This window comes from Minwuia sp. (assembly GCF_048007105.1).
Taxonomy (GTDB): domain Bacteria; phylum Pseudomonadota; class Alphaproteobacteria; order Minwuiales; family Minwuiaceae; genus Minwuia.
The window spans coordinates 3,500,907-3,523,541 of the sequence record NZ_CP180352.1; the positions used below are offsets into that span (position 1 = coordinate 3,500,907).

Consider the following 22,635-nt stretch of genomic DNA (forward strand, 5'->3'; position numbering starts at 1 on the left):
CAAGGGTTAATTCAGGGTTACGGGTTTGCGTATGGAGTTTCCAGGAAAATTGACAGGGGGTCGACTGCTGAAGCGCTACAAGCGCTTTCTCGCGGACGTCGAACTGCCGGATGGCAGCATGGTCACGGCACATTGCCCCAATCCCGGTTCGATGCTGAGCCTCATCGAAGGCGAAGGTCAGTCCGTGTGGCTCAGCCATTCCGCCGATCCGAAGCGAAAGCTGGCCTGGTCCATGGAGCTGATCGAGGTCCGCGGCATCCCGGTTTGCGTCAACACCCAGCGCCCGAACCGCGCCGCCGAGGCGGCCGTCGCCGCCGGCCGGATCCCGGAACTTGCCGGCTACGAGACCGTCCGCCGGGAGGTCCGCTACGGCGAAGGCTCCCGCATCGACCTGCTGCTGCAGTCGGAGGCCCGCCCGGATTGCTATGTCGAGATCAAGTCGGTGACCATGTCCCGCGCGCCGGGGCTGATGGAGTTCCCGGACTCGGTGACCAAACGCGGCGCGAAACATCTGGAAGAACTGATCCGGGTCGCCGAAACGGGCGGCCGCGCCGTGTTGTTCCTGCTCAGCCCCCGCCCCGACGGCGAGCGCTTCCGCCCGGCCGCCGACATCGACCCGGTCTGGGCGGAAACCCTGAAACGCGCGGTTGCAGCGGGCGTGGAGGCGATCTGCTACACTTGCGCGGTTTCCGCCACCGGCCTATATCCGGCGGACCCCATTCCGGTGAGTTTCGACTGAGCGCTTCATGAATTATATCGCCGCCGACAACGCCCCCGTCCGCAACACCGGACAGATCAAGCTGCACGACGCCGAAGGCTTCGAGGGCATGCGCAAGGCGGGACGGCTGGCGGCGGAAGCCCTCGACATGATCGTCGAGCATGTGAAGCCCGGCGTGACGACGGGCGAACTCGACCGGATCTGCCACGAGTTCATCACCGGTCACGGCGCGGTTCCGGCGCCGCTGAACTACCGCGGCTTCCCGAAGTCCATCTGCACCTCGATCAACCATGTCGTCTGCCACGGCATTCCCGGCGAACGGGTGCTGAAGGACGGCGACATCATGAACATCGACGTCACCGTCATCCTGAACGGCTGGCATGGCGACACCAGCCGGATGTTCCATGTCGGCAAGCCGAAGCTGAAGTCCCGCCGTCTGGTCGACGTGACCTACGAGGCGATGATGCGCGGGATTGCCGTCGTCCGCCCGGGCGCGCGTCTGGGCGACATCGGCCAGGCGATCCAGGAATATGCCGAGAGCGAGCGCTGCTCGGTGGTCCGCGACTTCTGCGGTCACGGCCTGGGCAGGGTCTTCCACGACGCGCCGAACGTGCTGCACTACGGGACCGCCGGCGCGGGCATGGAGTTGAAGGCCGGCATGTTCTTCACCATCGAGCCGATGATCAATCTCGGCAGCTGGCAGGTGAAGATTCTGGAAGACGGCTGGACCGCGGTCACCCGCGACCGCTCGCTGTCGGCGCAGTTCGAGCATTCCATCGGCGTTACCGAGTCGGGCCACGAGATCTTCACAGAGTCCCCGGCCGGGCTGCACAAGCCCCCCTACTGACCCGGCGGACGCCGTGGCCGAGGGATCCGCGAAGCCCCACTATCACGGCCATCGCAGCCGCATGCGCGAGAAGCTGATCGCGCACGGGCCGGACGCCCTGCAGGACTACGAACTGCTGGAGATGGCGCTCTGGGCCGCCAGCCCGCGCGGCGACACCAAGCCGCTCGCCAAGCAGCTGATCGAGACATTCGGCGATTTCGCCCACGTCATTTCCGCGCCGCCCGAGCGGCTGAAGGAGGTGCCCGGCGTCGGCGATGCGGCCATCGCCCAGATCAAGCTGCTGGATGCGGCTGCCGTGCGGCTGGCCCGCGCCAGGGTCATGAAGCGCAACGTGCTGTCGTCATGGCAGGCGCTGATCGACTACTGCAACGCCTCCAAGCGCTACAAGACGACCGAGGAATTCCACGTCCTCTTCCTCGACCGCAAGAACGTACTGATCGCCGACGAGGTACAGCAGAAGGGCACGGTCGATCATACGCCGGTCTATCCCCGCGAGATCGTCAAGCGCGCCCTGCATCTGGAGGCCTCGGCCCTGATCATGGTGCACAACCACCCCTCGGGCGATCCGACGCCCAGCCGGGCCGACATCGACATGACCAAACAGGTCCGCGACGCCGCGAAGGCCGTCGGCGTCGTGCTGCACGATCATCTGGTGGTCGGCGCGGACGAACCCTACTCGTTCAGATCGAACGGGCTGCTCTAGGTCCGTCTACCGCGGGTGCTGGCCGTCGTCGATGCGGATATAGGTGCCGGTCACGCATTCCGAGGACGGCGAGCAGAAGAAGAGCAGGGTCGAATCCATCTGCTCCGGCTGGCCGAGCCGCTTCCGGGGGAAGCCCTTGGTGATGTCGCCCATCCGCTCCAGCATGCCGTCCATCATCTCCGAGGCGAAGGCGCCCGGCGCGATGGCGTTGACGTTGATGTTGAACGGCGCCCACTCGACGGCGAGCGCCTCGGTCATGCGGATCACCGCGCCCTTTGAAATCGAATAGAGCGCCGCGCCCTGGCCTCGGTAGTTGAAGGCCGCCGCCGAGGCGATGTTGACGATGCGCCCCGGCTGCTTCAGGTCGATCAGGCGGCGCGCCACCTCGCAGGAGAGGATGTAGGGCGCGCGGACATTGGTATCGAGCACGGCGTCGATCAGATCGACCGACATCTTCGTCGCCCGCTGGGCGTCCGGGATGCCGGCATTGTTCACCAGGATCGTCACCGGGCCGAGCTTCTCCTCGACCGCGGGAACGATGGCCTTGAGCTGGTCGGCGTCCTGAACGTCAAGCTGAAACGCCTCGGCCTGTCCGCCGGCGGTTTCGATCTCGGCCTTGAGCGCCTCGAGCTTGTCCACGCGCCGGGCGGTCAGCGCAACCTTCGCGCCGCAGGACGCCAGCACCTTGGCAAAGCGGTAGCCAAGACCGGACGATGCGCCGGTGACGATCGCAGTCTGCCCGCTCAGATCTGTGGAATTGTTGGGTAGCGGAAAGCTCATCATGGTCCCCCTGAATCAAGAAACACCGGCGTGTCCCGGACCCCGATCCGGGACCCATTCCTGAGCGATTCCGCAGCCGCCGATCGGCCATCTCCGCTCCGGAATGGGCCCTGGATCAAGTCCAGGGCACGCCCGCAAATGGAAGTGCGCGGCGCACCTACCCGCGGCCGCTGGTCGGGATCTCGTTGAACGGGACCGCCTTGTCGACGCGGATATCGCCCGGCAGGCCGAGCACGCGTTCACCGATGATGTTGCGCAGGATCTCGTCGGATCCGCCCTCAATCCGCGTCGCTGGAGAGCGCAGCAGCATGGCCTGGAAGCGGCCGAGCGCGTCCGCCTCCGGGCCGGCAATGGCCCCGCCCTGGGCCTGCAGGTCGAGCGCGTACATCGCCACTTCCTGAAGCATCGAACCGGCGACCAGCTTGCCGATGGAATTTTCCGGCCCCGGCGTGTCGCCCTTCGAGAGCGCCGAGATCGCGCGCATGCCGGTGTATTTGAGACCGCTGGCGCGGACGGCGAAGGACGCCAGTCTCGACCGCACAGCGGCGCTGTCGATGGCGGGCTGCCCGTCCAGTTCCGCCTTCATGCAGAAGTCGAAGAGTTCCGGAAAACCCGTTGGCATGCCTGAACCAATCGACAATCGTTCGTTCATCAGCGTTGTCAGCGAGACCTGCCAGCCCTGTCCCTCGGCGCCGAGGCGCTGGTCGTCGGGGATGCGGACATCGGTGAAGAACACCTCGTTGAAATTGGCGTCGCCATTGGCCTGCTTGATCGGCCGCACCTCGACGCCGGGGCTGTCCATGCGCAGGAAGAACATGGTCAGGCCCTTGTGCTTCGGCACGGTCGGATCGGTACGCGCGATCAGCAGGCCCCACTGGGAGTGATGCGCGCCCGAGGTCCAGATCTTCTGTCCGTTGACGATCCAGTCGCCGGAGCCGTCATCCGCCCTTTGCGCCCGGGTCCTGAGCCCGGCCAGGTCGGAACCACCGGCCGGTTCCGAGAAGAGCTGGCACCAGATCTCCTCGCCCGAAGCCAGTGGCGGCAACAGGCGGCGCTTCTGCTCTTCGCCGGCCCAGGCCATCACCGTCGGCCCGCACATGCCCTGCCCGATCAGGAACGGACCGGACAGCTTGCCGTAGACGCCCTCTTCCTGGCTCCAGATGACGCGCTGCATCGGCGTCGCGCCGGCGCCACCGTACTCGACCGGCCAGTGCAGACAGGCCCAGCCGGCATCCGACTTCTTCCGCTGCCAGGCCTTGCCGGCTTCGATGGGGCTGACGCTGGTTACCGACGGGCCGCCGAAGCCGGCGAGGTCCAGTTCGGCTTTCAGCTCCTTCGGCGCGTTGACCGCGATCCAATCGCGCGCCTTCGCGCGGTACGCCGCCTCTTCGGGCGTATCGTCGAAATCCATGGCTGCTCCTCCCCGCCTACTTGCGCGAGCCGCTGGTCGGGATCTCGTTGAAGGCCACCGACTTGTCGACGCGGATATCGCCCGGCAGGCCCAGCACCCGTTCGCCGATGATGTTGCGCATCACCTCGTCCGTGCCGCCGGCGATCCGGAGCCCCGGGGCCCACATCATCATGCCCTGGAACTTGCCGTCGGCGTCGGCGTCGTGGTCCAGCAGTGCGCCGGCCTCGGCCTGCAGATCCATGGCCAGCATGCCGATCTCCTGAAGCATGGGCGCTGCGACCAGCTTGCCGATGGAGTTCTCCGGTCCGGGCGTCTGGCCCTTGGAGACGGCGCTGATGGAACGCATGGCGGTGTATTTCAGACCGCTGTTGCGCACCGCCAGGCTGGCCAGCTTCGAGCGCAGCGACGGATCGTCGATCGCCGGCTGGCCGTCGATCTCCGCCTGCATGCAGTAGTCGAAGAACTCGGGGAAGCCGGTCTGCAGCCGCGCGCCGATGGAAAAGCGCTCGTTCATCAGCGTGGTCAGCGAGACCTGCCAGCCCTGCCCCACATCGCCGAGGCGCTGGTGGTCGGGCACGCGGACGTCGGTGAAGAAGACCTCGTTGAAGTTGGCGCCGCCGTTGATCTGTTTGATCGGACGGATATCGACGCCCGGCAGGTCCATCCGCAGTATGAACATGGTCAGACCCTTGTGCTTCTGCACGTTGGGGTCGGTCCGGGTGATCAGCAGGCCCCAGTCGGAATAGTGCGCGCCCGATGTCCAGATCTTCTGGCCGTTGATGATCCAGTCGCCCGAGCCGTCATCGGCGGGCTTGGCGCTGGTGCGGAGACCCGCCAGATCCGACCCGCCGGCAGGCTCCGAGAACAGCTGGCACCAGATCTCCTCGCCCGAGGCCAGCTTCGGCAGCCGGTCGCGCTTGTGCTGCTCCTGCGCCCAGTCCATCACCGTCGGGCCGCACATGCCCTGGCCGATGCCGAAGGGCGCGTTCAGGGCCGAATAGATGCCCTCTTCCTGGTTCCAGATCACGCGCTGGATCGGCGTCGCATCCATGCCGCCATACTCGGTCGGCCAGTGCATGCAGGCCCAGCCGGCCTCGGCCTTCTTCATCATCCAGGCGCGGCCGTCCTCGACCACCCGGTCGCGGTCCAGGCTGCCCTCGGCGAGCTGCTCGTCCAGATGGTGCGGTGCGTTGGCATCGATCCAGTTGCGGACGTCCTGGCGGAACTTCGCCTCTTCCGGGGTATCGTCGAAATCCATTTCGTCGCCTCCCTGTTCAGGCCGCCGCGCTGGCGTTGGCCAGCCGCATCTGCTCGATCAGCCTGTCTTCCCACTGGCTCTGCGCACCGATGGCGAGCGCCAGCGCGTTGGATCGCCGGTAATGCAGGTGGCAGTCGAAGGCCCAGGTGAAACCCATGCCGCCATGGACCTGAATGTTGTTCCTGGCGCAGTGCTGATAGGCCTGCGTCGAGGCCACGCGCACGGTCGCCGCCGCCACGGACAAATCGGAAGAGCCGGTCGACACCGCCCAGGCGCCCCAATAGGCGTTGGACCGCGCCAGGGTCGCCGAGACGTACATGTCGGCGCACATGTGCTTCACTGCCTGGAACGAGCCGATCTGCCGTCCGAAGGCCATGCGTTCCTTTGCGTATTCGGTTGCGGCTTCCAGCGCCTTGTCCGCGCCGCCGAGCTGTTCGAAGCCGATATAGATCGCCGCCTTGTCGAACACCGCCTCGATGGTCCCGGCATTGCCGGCATCGAGCTTCTCCGCCGGGGCATTGTCGAAGACGAGGCGCGCCTGCTTGCGGCTGGGATCGATGCTGTCCATCGCTTCCCGGGTCACACCCTCGCCGTTCAGATCGACGATGCAGAGCCCGAAACCGTCGCCCTCGCGCACCGAGACGACGGCCATGTCGGCGCCGGCGCCGTCATTGACCGCGATCTTGGTTCCGTTGAGCCGACCGCCATCCAGCGATGCCGAGACCGTCCGCGGCGTGACACGGCCGGGCTTCTCGGCATGGGCGAAGGTGCCGACGGTCTCACCGGTGCACATCTTCGGCAGCCAGGCCTTCTTCTGATCCTCGCTGCCCGCCTCCATCAGGAAGCCGGCGGCCAGGTAGATCGACGACGAAACCGGCGCCGGTGCGACGGCGCGGCCGAGTTCCTCGGCGACGAGGCAGAGCTCCAGCGGGCCCATGCCCGATCCGCCATATTCCTCCGGGATTGCCGCGCCGAGCACGCCAAGCTCGCCCAGTCCCTGCAGCAGCTCACGGTCGAACGGCGCATCGCCGTCCAGCACCTTGCGCACGACATCGGAGCCGCACTTGTCGGTCAGGAAGCGCCGGATGTGGTCCTGCAGCTGCTTCTGTTCGTCGGAAAAATCGAGATTCAACGCGCTCTCCCCTTCGCGTTCCAGCGGTCCTGTGCCATCACGGACCCTCGCCGCCGAGTCTGGCACATCGGCGACGCGCCGGGAAAGGCTTTCGGCGCATGAGACCGTGACGGGGAGAACGACATGAAACTTGGGATCATCGGCTGCGGCATCATGGGGGAACGGATTGTCCGGGTCGTCCGCGACAACGCCGCCCTGGGCGTCGAGATCTCCGGTGTGCTCGATCCCTCCGAAGCGCGCCGCGCCGAACTGGCGGATGCGTTTCCGGGTCTGGCCCTGCCGCAGGACCGTGAGGCGCTGATCGGCGCCAGCGACTGCATCTACATCGCTTCCCCGCCCCTGACGCATCTGGAGCACGCACGGGCAGCGATGGCCGCCGGCTGCGCGGTCTTCACCGAAAAGCCGCTCGCGGTCTCCATCGAGGATTCGGAGGCCTTTCTGGCGCTGGTGCGGGACCGCGGCGCGCGGGCGGCGGTGAACTTCATCTTCGCCTCGTCCCCGTCGGTGGCGCAGTTGAAGTCCTGGATGGACGAAGGCGCGATCGGCGACGTCCAGTCGCTGGAACTCACCGCCCGGTTCTCGCAGTGGCCGCGGGACTGGCAGATGGACGCCTCAAGCTGGCTTGCGAAGCGCGCCGAGGGCGGCTTCACCCGCGAGGTGCTCTCGCACTTCCTGTTCCTGACCCGCCGCCTGCTCGGCCCCATCGAGGTACTGAACGCCCGTGCGGTCTATCCGGACGGCGACGGCGCCGAGACCCGCATCGAGGCGGAGCTGATGGCAGGCGGCATCCCTGTCGCCGTGAACGGCGAAGTCGGCGGCACGGACTTGTCGGACCACAATCTCTGGCAGCTTCAGGGATCGACCGGCGCCATCCGGCTGCGCGACTGGTCCTATGCAGAGCGGCTGGACGAGGCGACCGGCGAATGGCTCTCCAATCCCGGCGCCCCGAGCCACGCGGAGATGCGACCGATCCTGCTCCGCGGCCAGGTCGAGAAGCTGAAGGCCATGACCGAAGGCCGCGAGCACGCGCTGGCCACAGTGCCGGAAGCACTGGACGTGCAGCGGGTGGTCGAACGCATGCTCGGCAGCTGACGGCCAAGTTATTCCAACAAGCGCGTAAGGTTTTCTCGCTCGACATCGCCGCCCCGCCATTCGAACATTTGCGGAACAGAGCGAGCGGGAGAGAATGATGAGCGACACCTACACCGGAAGCTGCCTGTGCGGCGCGGTCCGTTACCGCGTCGACGGACCGATCCGCAATATCGTCAACTGCCATTGCGGCCAGTGCCGCAAGACGACGGGACATTTCATGGCGGCGGCGAATGCGTGGCGCGACGATTTCCACCTTCTCGAGGATCGCGGCCTGGCCTGGTACCGGGCCAGCGACTTCGCCGGCCGCGGGTTCTGCCGGGAATGCGGCTCGACCCTGTTCTGGCGCTCCGACACGGGCGACAATATCGCCATCGCCGCCGGGACCCTGGACGACAGCCGCGATCTGAAGGTGCAGGGCAACATCTTCGTCGCCGACAAGGGCGGCTACTACGAGGTCGAGCCGGATCTGCCTCAGTTCGAGCAGTCGGATGCGGGTGACTTTCCGATGCCCGAACGGGCGAGGCCGGACTGAAAACCGTCGGGCGGTCAGCCGACGGCCCGCACCTGGCCGGCGTCATTCACGGCCGGGGAACCGAACACCTCGCCGAACTGCCGCTCCAGCGCCGCATCGAGGTCCGCCATGGTCGCGCGGACGCCGAGGCCGGCCAGCGATGTGACGCCATGTTCGCGGATTCCGCAGGGCACGATGCCGTCGAAATGGCTGAGATCCGGATCGACGTTGATCGAGATGCCGTGGAAGCTGACCCAGCGCCGGAGCCGGATGCCCAGCGCCGCGGTCTTGGCCTCGGTTCCGTCCGGCATGTCGACCCAGACGCCGATCCGCCCCTCGCGCACGCCGGACTCGACGCCGAGTTCGGCCAGCGATCCGATGATCCAGCGCTCCAGATCCTTGACGAAGGCGCGAACGTCGGGACGCCGCGCCTTCAGGTCCAGCATCACATAGGCCACCCGCTGACCCGGTCCGTGATAAGTGTACTCGCCGCCGCGGCGGCCGGGTAGACGGGAAACCGGTCGGGCGTCAGCAGGTCCTCCGCCCTGGCCGAGGTGCCGGCCGTGTACAACGGCGGATGCTCCAGCAGCCACACGCATTCCGGCGCCTCGCCCGCCCGGATGGCCGCGGCCCGCGCCTCCATCCAGGCGACGGCGTCCGGATAGGCCACCGGCGTCTCGCTCCGCCGCCATTCCACAGTCATCTCGCCGCCGTTTACAGTCCGCTAACCTTGATGCTCTTACATAGCCCGCATGAGCATTGACGAAAACACGCAGATCATCACCAGCAAGGATGCCGCCATTGGCGAGGCGCTGGGCGACGTGGATGTCGACATCTCCGTGGTGCTGGGCCGCGCGAACATGCCGATCCATCAGCTTCTGAAGATGGGCCGTGGCGCGGTGATCGAACTGGACAGCGGCGTGGACGACCTTGCCTGGATTCTCGCCAACAACAAGGTCATCGCCCGCGGCGAGATCGTGGTGACCGGCGAACACGTCGGCATCTCGGTCGTCGAGACGATGGACGGCTTCCGGGACTGATCACGACCTGCAAGGTAATACCGCCGCAGCGGGAATTGCCCTAACCTCCGCCCGACGCAAACCGGGGGAGGCGCCGATGTCCGACGAACTGAAGCAGATGGTCATGAACCGCATGACGCCGTTCGGCGCCACGCTGGGCATCGAGTTCACGACTGTCGAGCCGGACCTGGTCGAGGCCGAGATGCTGGTGAAGCCGGAATTCTGCACCAATCCCGCCATCATGCATGGCGGCGCGGTCATGGCGCTGGCGGACAATGTCGGCGCCGTTGCAACCGTCATCAACCTGCCGCCGGATACGGTCACCACCACGCTGGAGAGCAAGACCAACTTCCTCGCCGCCGTACCGGTGAACCAGAAGGCGCTGGCGCGTTGCGAACCGGTTCACAAGGGCCGCACAACCATGGTCTGGACCACAACGGTTTTCCGTGAGGACGGCCGCAAGGCCGCCGTCGTCACACAGACCCAGATGGTCCTGCCGGCGAAGAAGTGAGCCGGGCGGCTATTCGCCCGACTTCACCTTCACATAGGTGCCGGGGGCGTCCTCGATCGCCTTCAGGCCGCCCTCGCCCGGAATGCGCGCCGGCACCTTCTTGCCGGAATATTTCTGCATCCACTTGATCCAGTCCGGCCACCAGGAACCGGGCGTCTCGGTGGCGTCGGCCAGCCAAGCGTCCGGATCGTCGTATTTCTTGCGCTTGTTGTTGGTCCAGAACTGGTACTTCTTGGCCGAGGGCGGATTGACCACGCCGGCGATATGACCGGAACCGGCGAGCATGAACTTGGTCGGACCCGAGAAATGCTTGGTCGCCTTGAAGACCGACTTGTAGGGCGCGATGTGGTCTTCCTTGCCGGCCTGCAGATAGACCGGCGTCTTGACCTTGCCCAGATCGATCGGCGTGCCGTTGAACGACAGCGCGCCCGGCTGCACCAGCTTGTTCTCCTTGTACATGTTGCGCAGGTAGTAGCTGTGCATGACTTTCGGCAGGCGCGTCGCGTCCGAGTTCCAGTAGAGCAGGTCGAACGGGAACGGGTCCTTGCCCATCAGGTAGTTGTTGACGACGAACGACCAGATCAGGTCGTTCGAGCGCAGCATGTTGAAGGTCGACGCCATCTCGGAGCCGTCCAGATAGCCCCGTTCCTCCATCATGTTCTCGATGTGCGAGATCGTCTCGTCGTCGATGAAGACGCCCAGGTCGCCGGGCTCGGAGAAATCCACCTGCGCGGTGAAGAACGTCGTCGCCTTGATCCGGTCGTCGCCGATGGTGGCCAGATAGGCCAGCGTCGCCGCCATCAGCGTGCCGCCGAGGCAATAGCCAATGGTGGTGACCTCGCGGACGCCGATGGCCTGCTCGATCGCGTCCATCGCGGCGAGGATGCCCTCGTTCATGTAGTCCTCGAAGCTCTTGTTCGCGAGCTTGCCGTCCGGGTTGACCCAGGAGATGACGAACACGGTCAGACCCTGCTCGGTGGCCCACTTGATGAACGAGTTTTCCGGCCGGAGGTCGAGAATGTAGAACTTGTTGATCCACGGCGGGGTGATCAGCAGCGGCCGCTCGTAGACCTGCTCGGTCGTCGGCTGATACTGGATCAGCTGCATCAGGTCGTTCTGGTAGACAACCTTGCCCGGCGTCGTGGCCACATTGCCGCCGACCTCGAAGGCGGTGTCGTCGGTCATGCGGATGGCCAGCTTGCCGTGACCGCGTTCGAGATCCTCCAGCACGTGATCGAGGCCCTTGACCAGGTTCTGGCCGTTGGTGGCCAGGGTCTCCCGCAGCACGACGGGGTTGGTCATGACGAAGTTGGTCGGCGACATCGCGTCGACGAACTGCTTGGTATAGAACTCGACCTTCTCGGCCGTGTGCTTGTCCATGCCCTCGACGTCGTGGACCGTGTCCATCATCCACTTCGATGTCAGCAGGTAGGACTGCTTGATGAAGTCAAAGACGTGATTTTCCTTCCACGCCGGGTCCTTGAAGCGCTTGTCGCCCTTCACGTCCGGCGAAACGTCGTCGGCCTCCTGCCCCATCATCTTCATCGACTGCTGCTGCCACAACGCCATGTAGCTGTTGAACAGGTTGACCTGCGCCTCGACCACCTTGGCCGGGTGGGTCATCATCGCCGTCGTCAGGTCCATGAAGGCCTGTCCGATGCTCAGCGGGTCGACCGGACCCTGGGCGGACTTCGGATCCTGACGCTCCAGGAACTCCTGGATCAGCTGCTGGCTCTGCGCGGCGACCTTGGACATGTTGGCCGCGAATTCGGTCATGTCGGGTACGGGAAATTCGTCTGCCGGCTTGTCGGCCATTGTTTCCTCCGTTGGTCTGCTTCGTGGGCTTGCCGCCACTTGCGTTTGCCTGCGTTCCGCTGAGTTAACCATATCGAGCGGCGCGCCGCCTTGATAACCTTTCACAGTTTATGTTGCAGTGCACAAATTGCCGCAACATGACAGTCTCGGCGCATCTCCGGCCACGCCTCGTTCGCGCCCCCAAGGCGGCAGCAGCAACGTGCCGCCGCGCAGCAATGCCGTTGGACGCCCCATTGGCTCCGATACGAAGGGAAGCCGTCGCCGGACCTGTGGCGTGAACCATGGTGTCGCGGGCGGATCAGGCTGCGTCGTCGCGCGCCCTTCCCCCGAGCCTTCCGGAATGGCAACACTCCCGCTTCGGCGTGCACGGGACCGGGGCACTTGATGAAACGCTATTCCTTCCTCGAACTGATCCGCCAGGGTCTGAACGGCCACTCGGGCTGGGAGCGGGCCTGGCGCGCCGCTGATCCGAAGCCTGCCTATGACGCCGTCATCATCGGCGGCGGCGGGCACGGTCTGGCGACGGCCTACTATCTCGCGAAAGAACACGGCATGACCAACATCGCCGTGATCGAGAAAGGCTGGATCGGCGGCGGCAATTCGGGCCGCAACACGACCATCATCCGCTCCAACTATCTCTTCGACGAGAGCGCGGCGATCTACAACCACGCGCTGAACCTCTGGAAGGGGCTGGGCCAGGAGCTCAACTTCAACATCATGATGAGCCATCGCGGCGTCCTGAACCTGGCGCATGACGAAGGCGAGATGCGGCAATTGAAGCGCCGCGTCGAGGCGAACCGGCTGAACGGTGTGGATGCCGAATGGCTGGACGCGAAGGAAGTGAAGGGCTTCTGCCCGCTGATCAACATCTCCGGCAATGTCCGCTATCCGGTGCTCGGCGGCACGCTGCAACGCTCCGGCGGCGTCAACCGCCACGACGCCGTGGTCTGGGGCTATGCCCGCGCCGCCAGCGATCTGGGCGTCGACATCATCCAGCAGACCGAGGTCACGGGCATCGTCATCGAGGGTGGAGAGATCACCGGCATCGAAACCAGCCGCGGCCGGATCGACACGCCCAAGGTCGCGTCCTGCGTCGCCGGCCATACATCTGTCGTGGCACAGATGGCCGGCGTCACGCTGCCGGTCGAGAGCCACCCGTTGCAGGCACTGGTGTCGGAGCCGATCAAGCCGATCCTGAACTGCGTGGTGATGTCGAATGCTGTGCATGTCTATTGCAGCCAGTCCGACAAGGGCGAACTGGTGATCGGCGCCGGCATCGATGCACAGCTCTCCTACACCCAGCGCGGCAATCTCGATATCATCGAGCACCAGATGGCCTCGCTGATGGAGCTGTTCCCGACCTTCTCCCGCCTCAGAATGATGCGGCAGTGGGGCGGCATCGTCGATGTCTGCCCGGACGCCAGCCCCATCATCTCGAAGACGCCGGTGAAGGGCTTCTACGTCAATGGCGGCTGGGGCACCGGCGGCTGGAAGGCGACACCCGGGTCCGGTCATGTCTACGCGGCCCTGATCGCGAAGGACGAACCGAACGCCATCGCCGCCCCCTTCACCATGGACCGTTTCGTCTCCGGCGCGCTGGTCGCCGAGCACGGCGCGGCCGCCGTCGCGCACTAGGAGGACCGTCAGCATGTTCGTGATCGACTGCCCTCACTGCGGCCCGCGCGACCAGTCGGAGTTCGCCTATGCCGGCGAGGCGCATATCGCGCGTCCGACGAACTCGGAAGAGATGACCGACGCCGAATGGGCGCAGTTCGTCTTCATGCGCAAGAACACCAAGGGTCTCTATGCCGAGCGCTGGTGGCACACCGCCGGCTGCCGAAAGTTCTTCAACATGCTGCGCAACACGGCCACGGACGAAATCCACGCCGTGTACCAGATCGGCAAGAAGCCGCCGAAGGTGAAGGCCGATCTGCCGAAGACGCCGTCGGGCGAGGCCTCGATCGGCTCCGGCAATGATGCGGTGAAGATTCTCCGCGCCGATGCGGAGGAGCAGGCATGAGGCAGCCCAACCGCATCGAGGGCCGCGGCGCCATCGACCGCAGCCGCGCCGTCAGCTTCCGCTTCAACGGCAAGGACTATGTCGGCTATTCGGGCGACACCCTGGCTTCCGCCCTGCTCGCCAATGGCGAGATCATGGTCGGCCAGCAGCTTCAAGTACCACCGCCCGCGCGGCATCGTCGGCGCCGGTGTCGACGATCCCGCGGCGATGGTCCAGGTTGGCGAAGGCGCGGCGACCGATCCGAACGTTCTGGTGACGGACCAGGAAATCCACAACGACCTCGACGCGATGCCTCAGAACTGCTGGCCCAGCCTGAAATTCGACGTGGGCGCCGTGAATGACGGCCTCAGCCGCTTCTTCCCCGCCGGCTTCTACTACAAGACCTTCATGGGCGGCCTCGGCTGGATGCGCTACGAGCCGGTCATCCGGCGGGCCGCCGGCCTGGGCAAGGCGCCGGAGGGCCGCGACCCCGACCGCTACGAGGCCGTGAACCGTCATACCGACGTGCTGGTGATCGGCGCAGGTCCTGCCGGCCTCATGGCCGCCTACAATGCAGCGCAGTCCGGCGCCCGCGTGATGCTCTGTGAGATGACCGCGACTCTGGGCGGCAGCCTTCTGTCGGCGGCGCCCGACAGCGTCACCTTCGACGGCAAGCCCGCGGCAGACTGGATCGAGCACGTCCGCACCGCGCTGGACGATAACCCGGATTGCACCGTTCTTACCCGGACCACGGCCTTCGGCTACTACGCGCAAAACTTTGTCGGCCTGATCGAGAAAGTGCAGGACCATCTGCCCATGCGGGAGCGCGACGGCGCTGGGCCGCGTCAACGGGTCTGGCGGGTGCGCGCGAAACAGGTCGTGCTGGCCACCGGCGCCATCGAACGGCCCATCGTCTTCAACGAGAACGACCGGCCCGGCATCATGCTGGCCGGTGCGGCGCGAACCTATCTGAACCGCTACGGCGCCCTCGCCGGCCGCCGGGTCCTCGTATTCACCAACAATGACAGCGCCTGGCAGACCGCCTTCGACATGAAGGCCGCGGGCGCGGAGATCGCCGGCATCGCCGATCTCAGAAGCGAACTCGACGAAGGACTGGCGCTGGCCGCCCTGAAGCAGGGCATCGCGGTGATGCCGGCCCGGACCATTGTCGGCACGACGGGCCGGAACCGTGTGACTGCTGCACGTCTCGCCGCGGTGGACGCAAGCGGCAAGGCGATGGGTTCGGAGACGAGCATCGCCTGCGATCTGATTGCCGTCTCCGGCGGCTGGAACCCCAATGTGGCGCTCTTCGCCCAATCGCGCGGCATGCTGAAGTGGGACGAGGAACTCACCTCCTTCCGGCCTGGCAAATCGTGGCAGGCCGAGCGCTCGGCCGGCGGCTGCAACGGCGCAACAACCCTGGCCGACGCCATCTCGGAAGGCGCGAAGGCCGGCACCGAGGCCGTCCGCGAGGCCGGCTTCACGCTGCGCCCGAAGAAGCAGCCCGACGTCGCGACGGCGAATGTCGAGAGCCTGAACGTGAAGGCGGTATGGGAAGCGCCGTCCTTGAAGCCGCCGCACAAGACCAAGGCCTTCGTCGATCTCCAGGACGACGTGAAATCTTCCGACCTGCGCCTCGCCATCGCCGAGGGCTACGACAGCGTCGAGCACACCAAGCGCTACACGACCCAGGGCATGGGCACCGACCAGGGCAAGATCTCCAACGTCAACGCCTTCGGCATCATGGCCGAGGTGCGCGGGATCACCGTCCCCGAAGTGGGCACCACGACCTTCCGCCAACCCTATCGCCCGGTGACCATCGGCGCACTGGGCGGCCAGCATGTCGGCGAGCATTTCACGCCGCGGCGGACAACGCCGATGCACGACTGGCACGTTGCACAGAAGGCAATCTTCGAGCCGGTGGGCGACTGGCTGCGCGCCCGCGCCTACCCGAAAAATGGCGAGAGTTTCGAGCAGGCGGTGCAGCGCGAGTCGCTCGCCGCCCGCACCTCCGCCGGCATTCTGGACGCCTCGACGCTGGGCAAGATCGACATCCGCGGCAAGGACGCGGCGACCTTCCTCAACCGGGTCTACACCAACGCCTGGAAGGGGCTGAAGGTCGGGCACTGCCGCTACGGCCTGATGCTGGGCGAAGACGGCATGGTCTCCGACGACGGCGTCACCGCCCGCCTGGCCGAAGACCATTTTCACATGACGACGACCACCGGCGGCGCGGCTGGCGTGCTCAGGACACTGGAGGACTACCTCCAGACCGAATGGCCGGATCTGGACGTGTGGCTGACCACCACCACCGAGCAGTGGGCCGTGGCTGCTGTCGCCGGCCCGAACGCCCGCGACATCGTCGAGAAGGTTATCGATGGCGTCGATCTGTCGGAGGAGGCTTTCCCCTTCATGACCTGGCAGGACGCCAGCATGGGCGGGATCCCGGTGCGCATCTTCCGCATCTCCTTCTCCGGCGAGACCTCGTTCGAGATCAACATCCCGGCCACCTACGGCCTCTGGATGTGGGAACAGTTGATCGAGGCCGGCAAGGAACACGATCTGGTGCCCTACGGCACCGAGGCCATGCACCTGCTCCGCGCCGAAAAGGGCTTCATCATCGTCGGTCAGGAAACCGACGGCACGGTGACGCCCTACGATCTGCGCATGGACTGGGCCGTGGCGCTGAAGAAGGGCGATTTCATCGGCAAGCGCTCGCTGACCCGCTCCGACACCACCCGCACCGACCGGAAACAACTCGTCGGCCTGCTGACCGAGGACCGGAACTTCGTCGCCATGGAAGGCGCGCACCTGATCGGCACCGCGGACGAACCGAAGCCGCCCGTGCCGATGCTCGGCCACATCACGTCCAGCTACTACAGCCCGAATCTCAAGCGTTCCATCGCCATGGCGCTGGTGAAATCCGGCGGGCAACGCATGGGCGAGACGGTCTGGATCTCGCGCATGGATGACAAGCCGATGCCGGCGAAGATCGTCGAATACGACTTCATGGGTCCGAAGGAAGGGGACGTGGGCAAATGATGCAACCAGCCTGTCACCCCCGCTTCATGCGGGGGTCCGGTGCGGCTTCGCCGCAAGATGATGGTCTGGCCGGATGCCCGCACAAGGCGGGCATGACAGTGAGTTTGACGGCTGCCGTCCCCGGAACATTGAAGATCAGCGAGGATCGCCGATGAACGCGCCCATCCGACGCTCCCCACTCGCCCACCGCGAGGCCATCGAAGCGCCCGAAGGCCGGCTCCGGCAGGCCGAACGGCCGTTCGAGGCGAAGCTGATCCTCCGCGCTGAAGGCAAGCTCGCGTCGAAGACCGCAGAAGCCCTTGGTGTCGAGTTGCCCGGCAACTGCCGCTTCGTAGAAGGCGACGGCCTCCTTATGGCCTGGCTTTCGCCCGACGAGTTCCTGATCACGGGCTTAGCGAACACCGAAAGCGAACTCGCCGGCCGGGTAGCTGACGCTTTGGGCGATGCACACCATCTCGTCTCCAATGTCAGCGACTACTACACGACGCTCGCCTATGGCGGCCCGAAGGCGCGCGAGGCCCTGATGAAGCTATCGACGCTGGACCTGCATCCCCGCGGATTCGCACAGGGCGACGTGAAGGGCTCTGTCTTCATGCACGCCAATGCCTTCCTGTTGCAGCGCACCGATGACGATACGGACGGCGGCCCCGCCTTCGACCTGATCGTGCGCTGGTCGCACGCCGACTACCTCTGGTGCGCGCTGGCGCATTCGGGCCGCGAATGGGGGCTGCCGGAGCAGAAGCTGAAGAGCGGCGAGCGTCTGGTCATCTGATCCGCGCATGGGTGTCACGAGCTTGACCGCGCCCCGCTCCGGGGCGACGCTTCGGGCGGGGAGGACATCATGCGCGCAGCCATTTTCAGGAAGCCGGGACAGCGGCTGGAACTGGGTTCCATAGACGATCCGACGCCGGGACCCGGTGAACTGGTGCTGAAAGTCGAGGCCTGCGGCATCTGCGGCTCCGACCTGCACATCTCCGACAATCATGACGGCTCGGGCGGCATGCCCCCGCTGAAGCCGGATTCGGTCATGGGCCACGAGTTCTGCGGCGAGATCGTCGCCATCGGATCCGGCGTCGACAACGGGCTGAAGGAAGGCATGCGGGTCGCATCGCTGCCGACCATCGGTTGCGGCCGCTGTGCGCCGTGCCTGACCGGCGACGTGAAGCGTTGCCGTGACGCCCGCGGCATCGGCCTCGGCGACGTGCCGGGCGGCTATGCCCAGTACGTCCGGGTCGGCGCTGCCGAAAGCCTCCGCCTGCCGGAGCATTTCGGCAAGGGCGACGGCGCCCTGATCGAACCGCTGGCCGTGGGCCTCCGCGCGGCGGTCCGCGCCCGTCTGCAGCCCGGCGAGCATGCGCTGATCGCCGGCGCCGGTCCCGTCGGCCTGGCCACTGCGATCTGGTGCCGGCACTTCGGCGCGCGGCATGTCGTGGTCTCAGATCTGAACGCCAACCGCGCGGAAACCGCTGCCCGCTTCGGCGCCACCGAGGCCATCGACGCTTCGAAGGAAAACGTGATCGAGCGCTACAAGCAGGTCGCCGGCGCGCGGCCGGATATCGTGTTCGACTGCGTCGGCGTACCGGGCTCGATGCAGCTTGCGATCGACTATGCCGGATTCGATTCCCGGGTCGTCATCGTCGGCGTCTGCATGCACGAGGACCGGATCATGCCGGTGAAACCGGTCACCAAGGAACTCGATCTGATCTTCGCCTACTGCTACCTCCGGCAGGAATTCGGCCTCTGCATCGACATGCTGGATCAGGGCCGGATCGAGGCTTCGGGACTGATTACCGACCGGGTCGGCTTCGACGGTTTCGCGGACGCCTTCGAAGCGCTCAAGACGCCCAACACCCAGGTCAAGGTGCTGCTGGAGCCGGATCGCGCCTGATCCGGCTTGACCGGCGAGGCCGACCGGACAATATCTCCGATCTGGGGCTGCGGTGGCCCCGTCAGGCGAACGCCCAATTGCCGCATGAGAAGTCATGCCTTTTGGGAGTCCCGTCATGTACGAACACGCAATTCCTGTCGATGCCCTGGTTCAGGAAGTCGGCCGTCCCGATGGCCCGCTGCTGACCGACGTCCGCATCGATCCGGACTTCGATGACGATCCGCGCATACTGCCAGCCGCCATCCGCATGCCGCACACCGAGATCGAGCGACGCAGCCGCGATTTCGAGGGGCGCAGGGTCGTCGTCTACTGCCAGAAGGGTCTGAAGCTGAGCATGGGCGCCGCGGCGATCCTGCGCGATTGCGGCATCCAGGCGGCTTTCCTTACGGGCGGGCAGTTCGCCTGGCGGGACGCCGGCGCGCCGTTGCTGACCGCAGCGCGCCTGCCGACACGCACCGCCGGCGGCGGACCCGCTGGGTCGCGGCGGCCGGCCCAGCGCCCGACATCCTTGCGGTAGTGTGGCTGATCCGCCGTTTCGCAGATCCCTGCGCCCGGATTCTCCGCGCCGATCCCGAACATGTGGAAGCGATAGCCGACAAGTTCGACGCCAGCCCGATCCGCACATGCGGCGGCGTGGAAGGCACACTCCGCGCCACAGCTGCCGGATGGGGTCTGGCATCGCCGGAGATCGACGCGCTGGCGTCCAGTCTTTCCGAGCCCGGCGTCGCGGAAATGCTGGAAAGGTTGCTGTGCGGTGCGGCGAAGGCTTTCGGCTCGGACAAGGAACGGGAGCACGTCGGATTGTCATTTTTCGACGCCATGCTGGCCGAATCGCACGACCGCCGGAACCGGAGCCGGACCGATGACTGACACATCCGAGCCCGGCAGCGCGCCGGCGGAACACGGCTGGCGCGACCTTTTCCGGGCATTCTTCCACATCGGTGTCCTGTCCTTCGGCGGCCCGGCGGCGCAGATCGCGCTGATGCACCGAACGCTGGTCGATGACAGGAAATGGCTGTCGGAGCCCCAGTTCCTGGGCGCGCTGAGTTTCTGCATGCTGCTGCCCGGGCCGGAAGCGATGCAGCTCTGTACCTATGCCGGCTGGCGGCTGAAGGGCACGCTGGGCGGCCTGCTGGCGGGACTTCTGTTCGTGCTTCCGGGCGCCACGGTGATGCTGACGCTGTCGCTGATCTACGTGCTGGCCGGCGATCTGGCGCTGGTCGATGCCCTCTTCCTGGGTGTGAAGGCGGCGGTGCTCGCCATCGTGCTGGAGGCGCTGCTGAAGGTTTCGAAGCGAGCGCTGAAAACGACCGGCAGTTGGGTTATCGCCGCGCTCGCCTTCACCGGCATCTTCTTCCTCGCCCTGCCCTTTCCGCTGATCGTTCTGGCGGCGGCGGTCTACGGCTTCGCGACGGCGCGGCATGGCGACGGGAACCCGGCGCCCGCCGTCCGCGTCTCCCCGGCCCAGACCGCACGGACCATCATGATCTGGCTGGCCGTCTGGCTGCTGCCGCTCGCGGCGCTGTTCGCGCTGCCGGACCCGCTGCTTGCCGAGATCGGCGTCTTCTTCTCCAAGCTCGCCGTCGTGACCTTCGGCGGCGCCTATGCCGTGCTGGCCTATATGGCGCAGGATGTCGTGATCCATCACGGCTGGCTGACGGCCGGACAGATGATGGATGGCCTGGGCCTTGCCGAGACCACGCCTGGCCCGCTCATCCTCGTCACCCAGTTCGTCGGTTTTCTCGCCGCAGCGGAGGCGCACGGGCTCTGGTTCGGCGTCATTGCCGCTGGCGTCACCCTGTGGGTGACCTTCGCGCCCTGCTTCCTCTGGATCTTCGCCGGCGCGCCCTATGTCGAGTGGATCGCCGCCCAGCCCCGGCTCGCCGGCGCATTGTCGGCGATCACCGCCGCCGTGGTGGGCGTGATCCTGAACCTGTCGGTCTGGTTCGCCCTGCATGTCCTCTTCGGCGAAGTCACGCGCACCGAGAGCGGCCCCTTCGTGCTCTGGCTGCCGGAGCTGGCGACGGCGGACCCGGTGGCGGTCGGACTCGCGGTGCTGTCGGCCGTGTTGCTGCTCGGCCTGCATCTCGGGGTTGCCTGGACCCTTGCCATCGCCTCCGGCCTCGGCCTACTGATCAGCGGACTTATCTGAACCGTTGGAGGCGTCATGAAAGTCGACGGCGTATCCTGGCGTCCGATCCAGTTGGCCGCGGACGGCTGGCGGGTCACCATCATCGACCAGACCCGGTTGCCGCACCGCTTCGAGACGGTCGATCTCGAGACCCTGGACGAGGCGGCGCACGCCATCCGCGCCATGCTTGTGCGCGGCGCGCCGCTGATCGGAGCGACGGCGGCCTATGGCGTTGCGCTGGCGATGCGGCAAGATCCCTCGGACACCCACCTTGCCCACGCCATCGAGACTCTGCGGCAGACCCGGCCGACGGCGGTGAACCTGTTCTGGGCGCTGGAGCGGGTCAGGGCCGCACTGCATAACCGCGCCCCTGCCGACCGCGCAGCCGCGGCCTACGCCGCCGCCGCCGAGATCGCCGAGGAAGATGTCGGGATCTGCGAGGCCATCGGCGACAACGGCCTTGAGATCATCCGCGCCATCGCGGCGAAGAAGCCCGGCGAGACCGTCAACATCCTGACCCACTGCAATGCCGGCTGGCTGGCGACCGTCGACTGGGGCACAGCGCTGGCGCCGATCTACAAGGCCCATGACGCCGGTATCGACGTTCACGTGTGGGTCGACGAGACCCGCCCCCGCAACCAGGGCGCATCGCTGACCGCCTGGGAGCTGGGTGCGCATGGCGTGCCGATGACCGTGGTGGTGGACAATGCCGGCGGGCATCTGATGCAGCACGGGCAGGTCGATATGGTCATCACCGGCACCGACCGGACGACCCGCACCGGCGATGTCTGCAACAAGATCGGCACCTATCTGAAGGCGCTCGCGGCGAAGGACAATGGCGTGCCCTTCTATGTCGGCCTGCCCGGGCCGACCATCGACTGGGCGGTCCGCGACGGGGTCGCCGATATTCCGATCGAGGAACGCAGCGGCGACGAGGTCGGTCGGATCGCCGGCCGCACCGATGACGGCGAGGTGGTCACCGTGACCCTGACGCCGGAAGGCGCCAGGTCCGGCAATCCCGCCTTCGACGTCACGCCGGCCCGGCTGGTCACCGGCCTGATCACCGAACGCGGCGTCTGCGAGGCCAGCGAGGCGGGTCTGCTCGGTCTTTATCCGGAGAAGGCCGATGGCTGACCCGCGCGTCGACCTGCTGCACGCCTGTCAAGCCATGGATGCCGTCCGCCTGTCACCGGGCACCTCGGGCAATCTCAGCGTGCGCGACGGCAAGGGCTACTGGATCACGCCGTCGGGCGTGCCCTATGCGGACCTGAACGCCGACATGATGGTCTTCATGGACTTAAAGGGGAAATGGAAGGGCGACCTGAAGCCCTCCAGCGAATGGCGCTTCCATCTCGACATCTACTGCGAACGCGAAGACGCGGGCGGAATCTGTCACACGCACTCGACCCACGCCACGGCGCTGGCCTGCCGCCGGGAGGGGATCCCGGCCTTCCACTACATGGTTGCCGCGGCCGGCGGGCCGGACATTCGATGTGCTCCCTACCGAACCTTCGGGACGCAGGAGCTCTCCGATGTCGCGCTGGATGCGCTGGAGGACCGCCGCGCCTGCCTGCTGGCGAACCACGGCGTCATCGCGCTCGGCGAGACGGTGGCCAAGGCGCTGAAGCTGGCGCAGGAAGTCGAGACGCTGGCCGAGCAGTATATCGCCTCCCGTCAGCTCGGCAGCCCGGCGATCCTGTCGGCGGACGAGATGGCCATCGTGCTGGAGAAGTTCGGCGCCTACGGGCAGCAGAAGACGTAGACGATCCGGCGAGAAC

At 66.3% G+C, this 22,635-nt stretch carries 22 protein-coding genes and 2 pseudogenes; 18 read left to right on the forward strand and 6 right to left on the reverse strand.

The window, feature by feature from the left end:
* Nucleotides 1-49 precede the first annotated feature (49 nt).
* The 3 genes from sfsA to radC are packed head-to-tail and all read left to right on the forward strand — an operon-like array spanning nt 50 to nt 2,268.
* Complete coding sequence (gene sfsA / locus ACMVY4_RS16965) at nt 50-739, forward strand: DNA/RNA nuclease SfsA (RefSeq protein WP_416897166.1); 690 nt, start codon at nt 50-52, stop codon at nt 737-739.
* A 7-nt stretch (nt 740-746) separates the two neighbouring features.
* Nucleotides 747-1,565: a type I methionyl aminopeptidase gene (map, locus tag ACMVY4_RS16970; RefSeq protein WP_416897167.1), complete on the forward strand. Its 819-nt coding sequence runs from the start codon at nt 747-749 to the stop codon at nt 1,563-1,565.
* 13 nt (nt 1,566-1,578) lie between these two features.
* Nucleotides 1,579-2,268: a RadC family protein gene (radC, locus tag ACMVY4_RS16975; protein ID WP_416897168.1), complete on the forward strand. Its 690-nt coding sequence runs from the start codon at nt 1,579-1,581 to the stop codon at nt 2,266-2,268.
* A gap of 6 nt (nt 2,269-2,274) precedes the next feature.
* On the opposite strand, the gene ACMVY4_RS16980 is transcribed toward radC, so the two are convergent.
* The 4 genes from ACMVY4_RS16980 to ACMVY4_RS16995 all read right to left on the reverse strand — a co-directional run bounded on the left by ACMVY4_RS16980 (nt 2,275) and on the right by ACMVY4_RS16995 (nt 6,849).
* Nucleotides 2,275-3,048 carry an SDR family NAD(P)-dependent oxidoreductase gene (locus ACMVY4_RS16980; protein ID WP_416897169.1) on the reverse strand — a complete coding sequence of 258 codons (774 nt, stop codon included), beginning with the start codon at nt 3,046-3,048 and terminating at the stop codon, nt 2,275-2,277.
* 157 nt (nt 3,049-3,205) lie between these two features.
* Nucleotides 3,206-4,459 carry an acyl-CoA dehydrogenase gene (locus tag ACMVY4_RS16985; protein WP_416897170.1) on the reverse strand — a complete coding sequence of 418 codons (1,254 nt, stop codon included), beginning with the start codon at nt 4,457-4,459 and terminating at the stop codon, nt 3,206-3,208.
* A 16-nt stretch (nt 4,460-4,475) separates the two neighbouring features.
* Nucleotides 4,476-5,717, reverse strand: coding sequence for an acyl-CoA dehydrogenase family protein (locus tag ACMVY4_RS16990; protein ID WP_416897171.1), 1,242 nt, complete (start codon nt 5,715-5,717; stop codon nt 4,476-4,478).
* Between the two features lie 16 nt (nt 5,718-5,733).
* Nucleotides 5,734-6,849, reverse strand: a complete 1,116-nt coding sequence (locus tag ACMVY4_RS16995) for an acyl-CoA dehydrogenase family protein (RefSeq protein ID WP_416897172.1) — start codon at nt 6,847-6,849, stop codon at nt 5,734-5,736.
* A gap of 123 nt (nt 6,850-6,972) precedes the next feature.
* Here ACMVY4_RS16995 and ACMVY4_RS17000 point away from each other — a divergent pair, with 123 nt between their 5' ends.
* A complete protein-coding gene (locus ACMVY4_RS17000) occupies nt 6,973-7,941 on the forward strand; it encodes a Gfo/Idh/MocA family protein (RefSeq protein ID WP_416897173.1) in 969 nt (322 codons plus the stop codon).
* A gap of 97 nt (nt 7,942-8,038) precedes the next feature.
* Nucleotides 8,039-8,473, forward strand: coding sequence for a GFA family protein (locus tag ACMVY4_RS17005; RefSeq protein WP_416897174.1), 435 nt, complete (start codon nt 8,039-8,041; stop codon nt 8,471-8,473).
* 14 nt (nt 8,474-8,487) lie between these two features.
* Here ACMVY4_RS17005 and lipB read toward each other — a convergent pair.
* Nucleotides 8,488-9,155 (reverse strand): annotated as a pseudogene (gene lipB / locus ACMVY4_RS17010) (lipoyl(octanoyl) transferase LipB).
* A 49-nt stretch (nt 9,156-9,204) separates the two neighbouring features.
* Between lipB and ACMVY4_RS17015 the strand changes: the two are divergent.
* On the forward strand, nt 9,205-9,492 hold the full coding sequence (locus tag ACMVY4_RS17015; protein ID WP_416897175.1) for a FliM/FliN family flagellar motor switch protein: 288 nt from the start codon (nt 9,205-9,207) through the stop codon (nt 9,490-9,492).
* Between the two features lie 76 nt (nt 9,493-9,568).
* Nucleotides 9,569-9,982 (forward strand): PaaI family thioesterase, encoded by a 414-nt coding sequence (locus tag ACMVY4_RS17020; RefSeq protein ID WP_416897176.1) that lies wholly within the window; start codon nt 9,569-9,571, stop codon nt 9,980-9,982.
* A 9-nt stretch (nt 9,983-9,991) separates the two neighbouring features.
* On the opposite strand, the gene ACMVY4_RS17025 is transcribed toward ACMVY4_RS17020, so the two are convergent.
* A complete protein-coding gene (locus ACMVY4_RS17025; protein ID WP_416897177.1) occupies nt 9,992-11,797 on the reverse strand; it encodes a PHA/PHB synthase family protein in 1,806 nt (601 codons plus the stop codon).
* Between the two features lie 384 nt (nt 11,798-12,181).
* Between ACMVY4_RS17025 and ACMVY4_RS17030 the strand changes: the two genes are divergently transcribed.
* From ACMVY4_RS17030 to ACMVY4_RS17080, 11 genes and pseudogenes are all read left to right on the forward strand, one after another.
* Nucleotides 12,182-13,432 (forward strand): sarcosine oxidase subunit beta family protein, encoded by a 1,251-nt coding sequence (locus tag ACMVY4_RS17030; protein ID WP_416897178.1) that lies wholly within the window; start codon nt 12,182-12,184, stop codon nt 13,430-13,432.
* 13 nt (nt 13,433-13,445) lie between these two features.
* Nucleotides 13,446-13,817, forward strand: coding sequence for a sarcosine oxidase subunit delta (locus tag ACMVY4_RS17035; protein WP_416897179.1), 372 nt, complete (start codon nt 13,446-13,448; stop codon nt 13,815-13,817).
* A pseudogene (locus ACMVY4_RS17040) lies at nt 13,814-13,912 on the forward strand (hypothetical protein); the annotation flags it as partial. The gene ACMVY4_RS17035 and the pseudogene ACMVY4_RS17040, both read left to right, overlap by 4 nt.
* 28 nt (nt 13,913-13,940) lie before the next feature.
* On the forward strand, nt 13,941-16,838 hold the full coding sequence (locus ACMVY4_RS17045) for a sarcosine oxidase subunit alpha family protein (RefSeq protein ID WP_416897180.1): 2,898 nt from the start codon (nt 13,941-13,943) through the stop codon (nt 16,836-16,838).
* A gap of 151 nt (nt 16,839-16,989) precedes the next feature.
* Nucleotides 16,990-17,610, forward strand: a complete 621-nt coding sequence (locus tag ACMVY4_RS17050; RefSeq protein ID WP_416897181.1) for a sarcosine oxidase subunit gamma — start codon at nt 16,990-16,992, stop codon at nt 17,608-17,610.
* A gap of 69 nt (nt 17,611-17,679) precedes the next feature.
* Complete coding sequence (locus tag ACMVY4_RS17055; RefSeq protein ID WP_416897182.1) at nt 17,680-18,726, forward strand: alcohol dehydrogenase catalytic domain-containing protein; 1,047 nt, start codon at nt 17,680-17,682, stop codon at nt 18,724-18,726.
* A gap of 115 nt (nt 18,727-18,841) precedes the next feature.
* Nucleotides 18,842-19,243: a rhodanese-like domain-containing protein gene (locus ACMVY4_RS17060; protein WP_416897183.1), complete on the forward strand. Its 402-nt coding sequence runs from the start codon at nt 18,842-18,844 to the stop codon at nt 19,241-19,243.
* Nucleotides 19,243-19,596 (forward strand): hypothetical protein, encoded by a 354-nt coding sequence (locus ACMVY4_RS17065; RefSeq protein WP_416897184.1) that lies wholly within the window; start codon nt 19,243-19,245, stop codon nt 19,594-19,596. The genes ACMVY4_RS17060 and ACMVY4_RS17065 overlap by 1 nt, the downstream gene beginning before the upstream one ends.
* On the forward strand, nt 19,589-20,878 hold the full coding sequence (gene chrA, locus ACMVY4_RS17070) for a chromate efflux transporter (protein ID WP_416897185.1): 1,290 nt from the start codon (nt 19,589-19,591) through the stop codon (nt 20,876-20,878). Before ACMVY4_RS17065 ends, chrA begins: the two co-directional genes overlap by 8 nt.
* Before the next feature lie 15 nt (nt 20,879-20,893).
* On the forward strand, nt 20,894-21,991 hold the full coding sequence (gene mtnA / locus ACMVY4_RS17075) for an S-methyl-5-thioribose-1-phosphate isomerase (protein ID WP_416897186.1): 1,098 nt from the start codon (nt 20,894-20,896) through the stop codon (nt 21,989-21,991).
* Nucleotides 21,984-22,619: a class II aldolase/adducin family protein gene (locus tag ACMVY4_RS17080; RefSeq protein WP_416897187.1), complete on the forward strand. Its 636-nt coding sequence runs from the start codon at nt 21,984-21,986 to the stop codon at nt 22,617-22,619. Before mtnA ends, ACMVY4_RS17080 begins: the two co-directional genes overlap by 8 nt.
* The last annotated feature ends 16 nt before the right edge of the window (nt 22,620-22,635 follow it).

Bases quoted from the DNA above. Each gene is read 5' to 3' on its own strand.
- ACMVY4_RS17055 (WP_416897182.1), top strand. From the start codon at position 17,680: ATGCGCGCAGCCATTTTCAGGAAGCCGGGACAGCGGCTGGAACTGGGT.
- ACMVY4_RS17015 (WP_416897175.1), top strand. From the start codon at position 9,205: ATGAGCATTGACGAAAACACGCAGATCATCACCAGCAAGGATGCCGCC.
- ACMVY4_RS17005 (WP_416897174.1), top strand. From the start codon at position 8,039: ATGAGCGACACCTACACCGGAAGCTGCCTGTGCGGCGCGGTCCGTTAC.
- ACMVY4_RS17050 (WP_416897181.1), top strand. From the start codon at position 16,990: ATGAACGCGCCCATCCGACGCTCCCCACTCGCCCACCGCGAGGCCATC.
- map (WP_416897167.1), top strand. From the start codon at position 747: ATGAATTATATCGCCGCCGACAACGCCCCCGTCCGCAACACCGGACAG.
- ACMVY4_RS17080 (WP_416897187.1), top strand. From the start codon at position 21,984: ATGGCTGACCCGCGCGTCGACCTGCTGCACGCCTGTCAAGCCATGGAT.
- ACMVY4_RS17030 (WP_416897178.1), top strand. From the start codon at position 12,182: ATGAAACGCTATTCCTTCCTCGAACTGATCCGCCAGGGTCTGAACGGC.
- ACMVY4_RS17000 (WP_416897173.1), top strand. From the start codon at position 6,973: ATGAAACTTGGGATCATCGGCTGCGGCATCATGGGGGAACGGATTGTC.
- mtnA (WP_416897186.1), top strand. From the start codon at position 20,894: ATGAAAGTCGACGGCGTATCCTGGCGTCCGATCCAGTTGGCCGCGGAC.
- ACMVY4_RS16980 (WP_416897169.1), bottom strand. From the start codon at position 3,048: ATGAGCTTTCCGCTACCCAACAATTCCACAGATCTGAGCGGGCAGACT.
- ACMVY4_RS17060 (WP_416897183.1), top strand. From the start codon at position 18,842: ATGTACGAACACGCAATTCCTGTCGATGCCCTGGTTCAGGAAGTCGGC.
- ACMVY4_RS17025 (WP_416897177.1), bottom strand. From the start codon at position 11,797: ATGGCCGACAAGCCGGCAGACGAATTTCCCGTACCCGACATGACCGAA.
- ACMVY4_RS16985 (WP_416897170.1), bottom strand. From the start codon at position 4,459: ATGGATTTCGACGATACGCCCGAAGAGGCGGCGTACCGCGCGAAGGCG.
- ACMVY4_RS17045 (WP_416897180.1), top strand. From the start codon at position 13,941: ATGGCGAGATCATGGTCGGCCAGCAGCTTCAAGTACCACCGCCCGCGC.
- ACMVY4_RS17035 (WP_416897179.1), top strand. From the start codon at position 13,446: ATGTTCGTGATCGACTGCCCTCACTGCGGCCCGCGCGACCAGTCGGAG.
- chrA (WP_416897185.1), top strand. From the start codon at position 19,589: ATGACTGACACATCCGAGCCCGGCAGCGCGCCGGCGGAACACGGCTGG.
- ACMVY4_RS17020 (WP_416897176.1), top strand. From the start codon at position 9,569: ATGTCCGACGAACTGAAGCAGATGGTCATGAACCGCATGACGCCGTTC.
- ACMVY4_RS16990 (WP_416897171.1), bottom strand. From the start codon at position 5,717: ATGGATTTCGACGATACCCCGGAAGAGGCGAAGTTCCGCCAGGACGTC.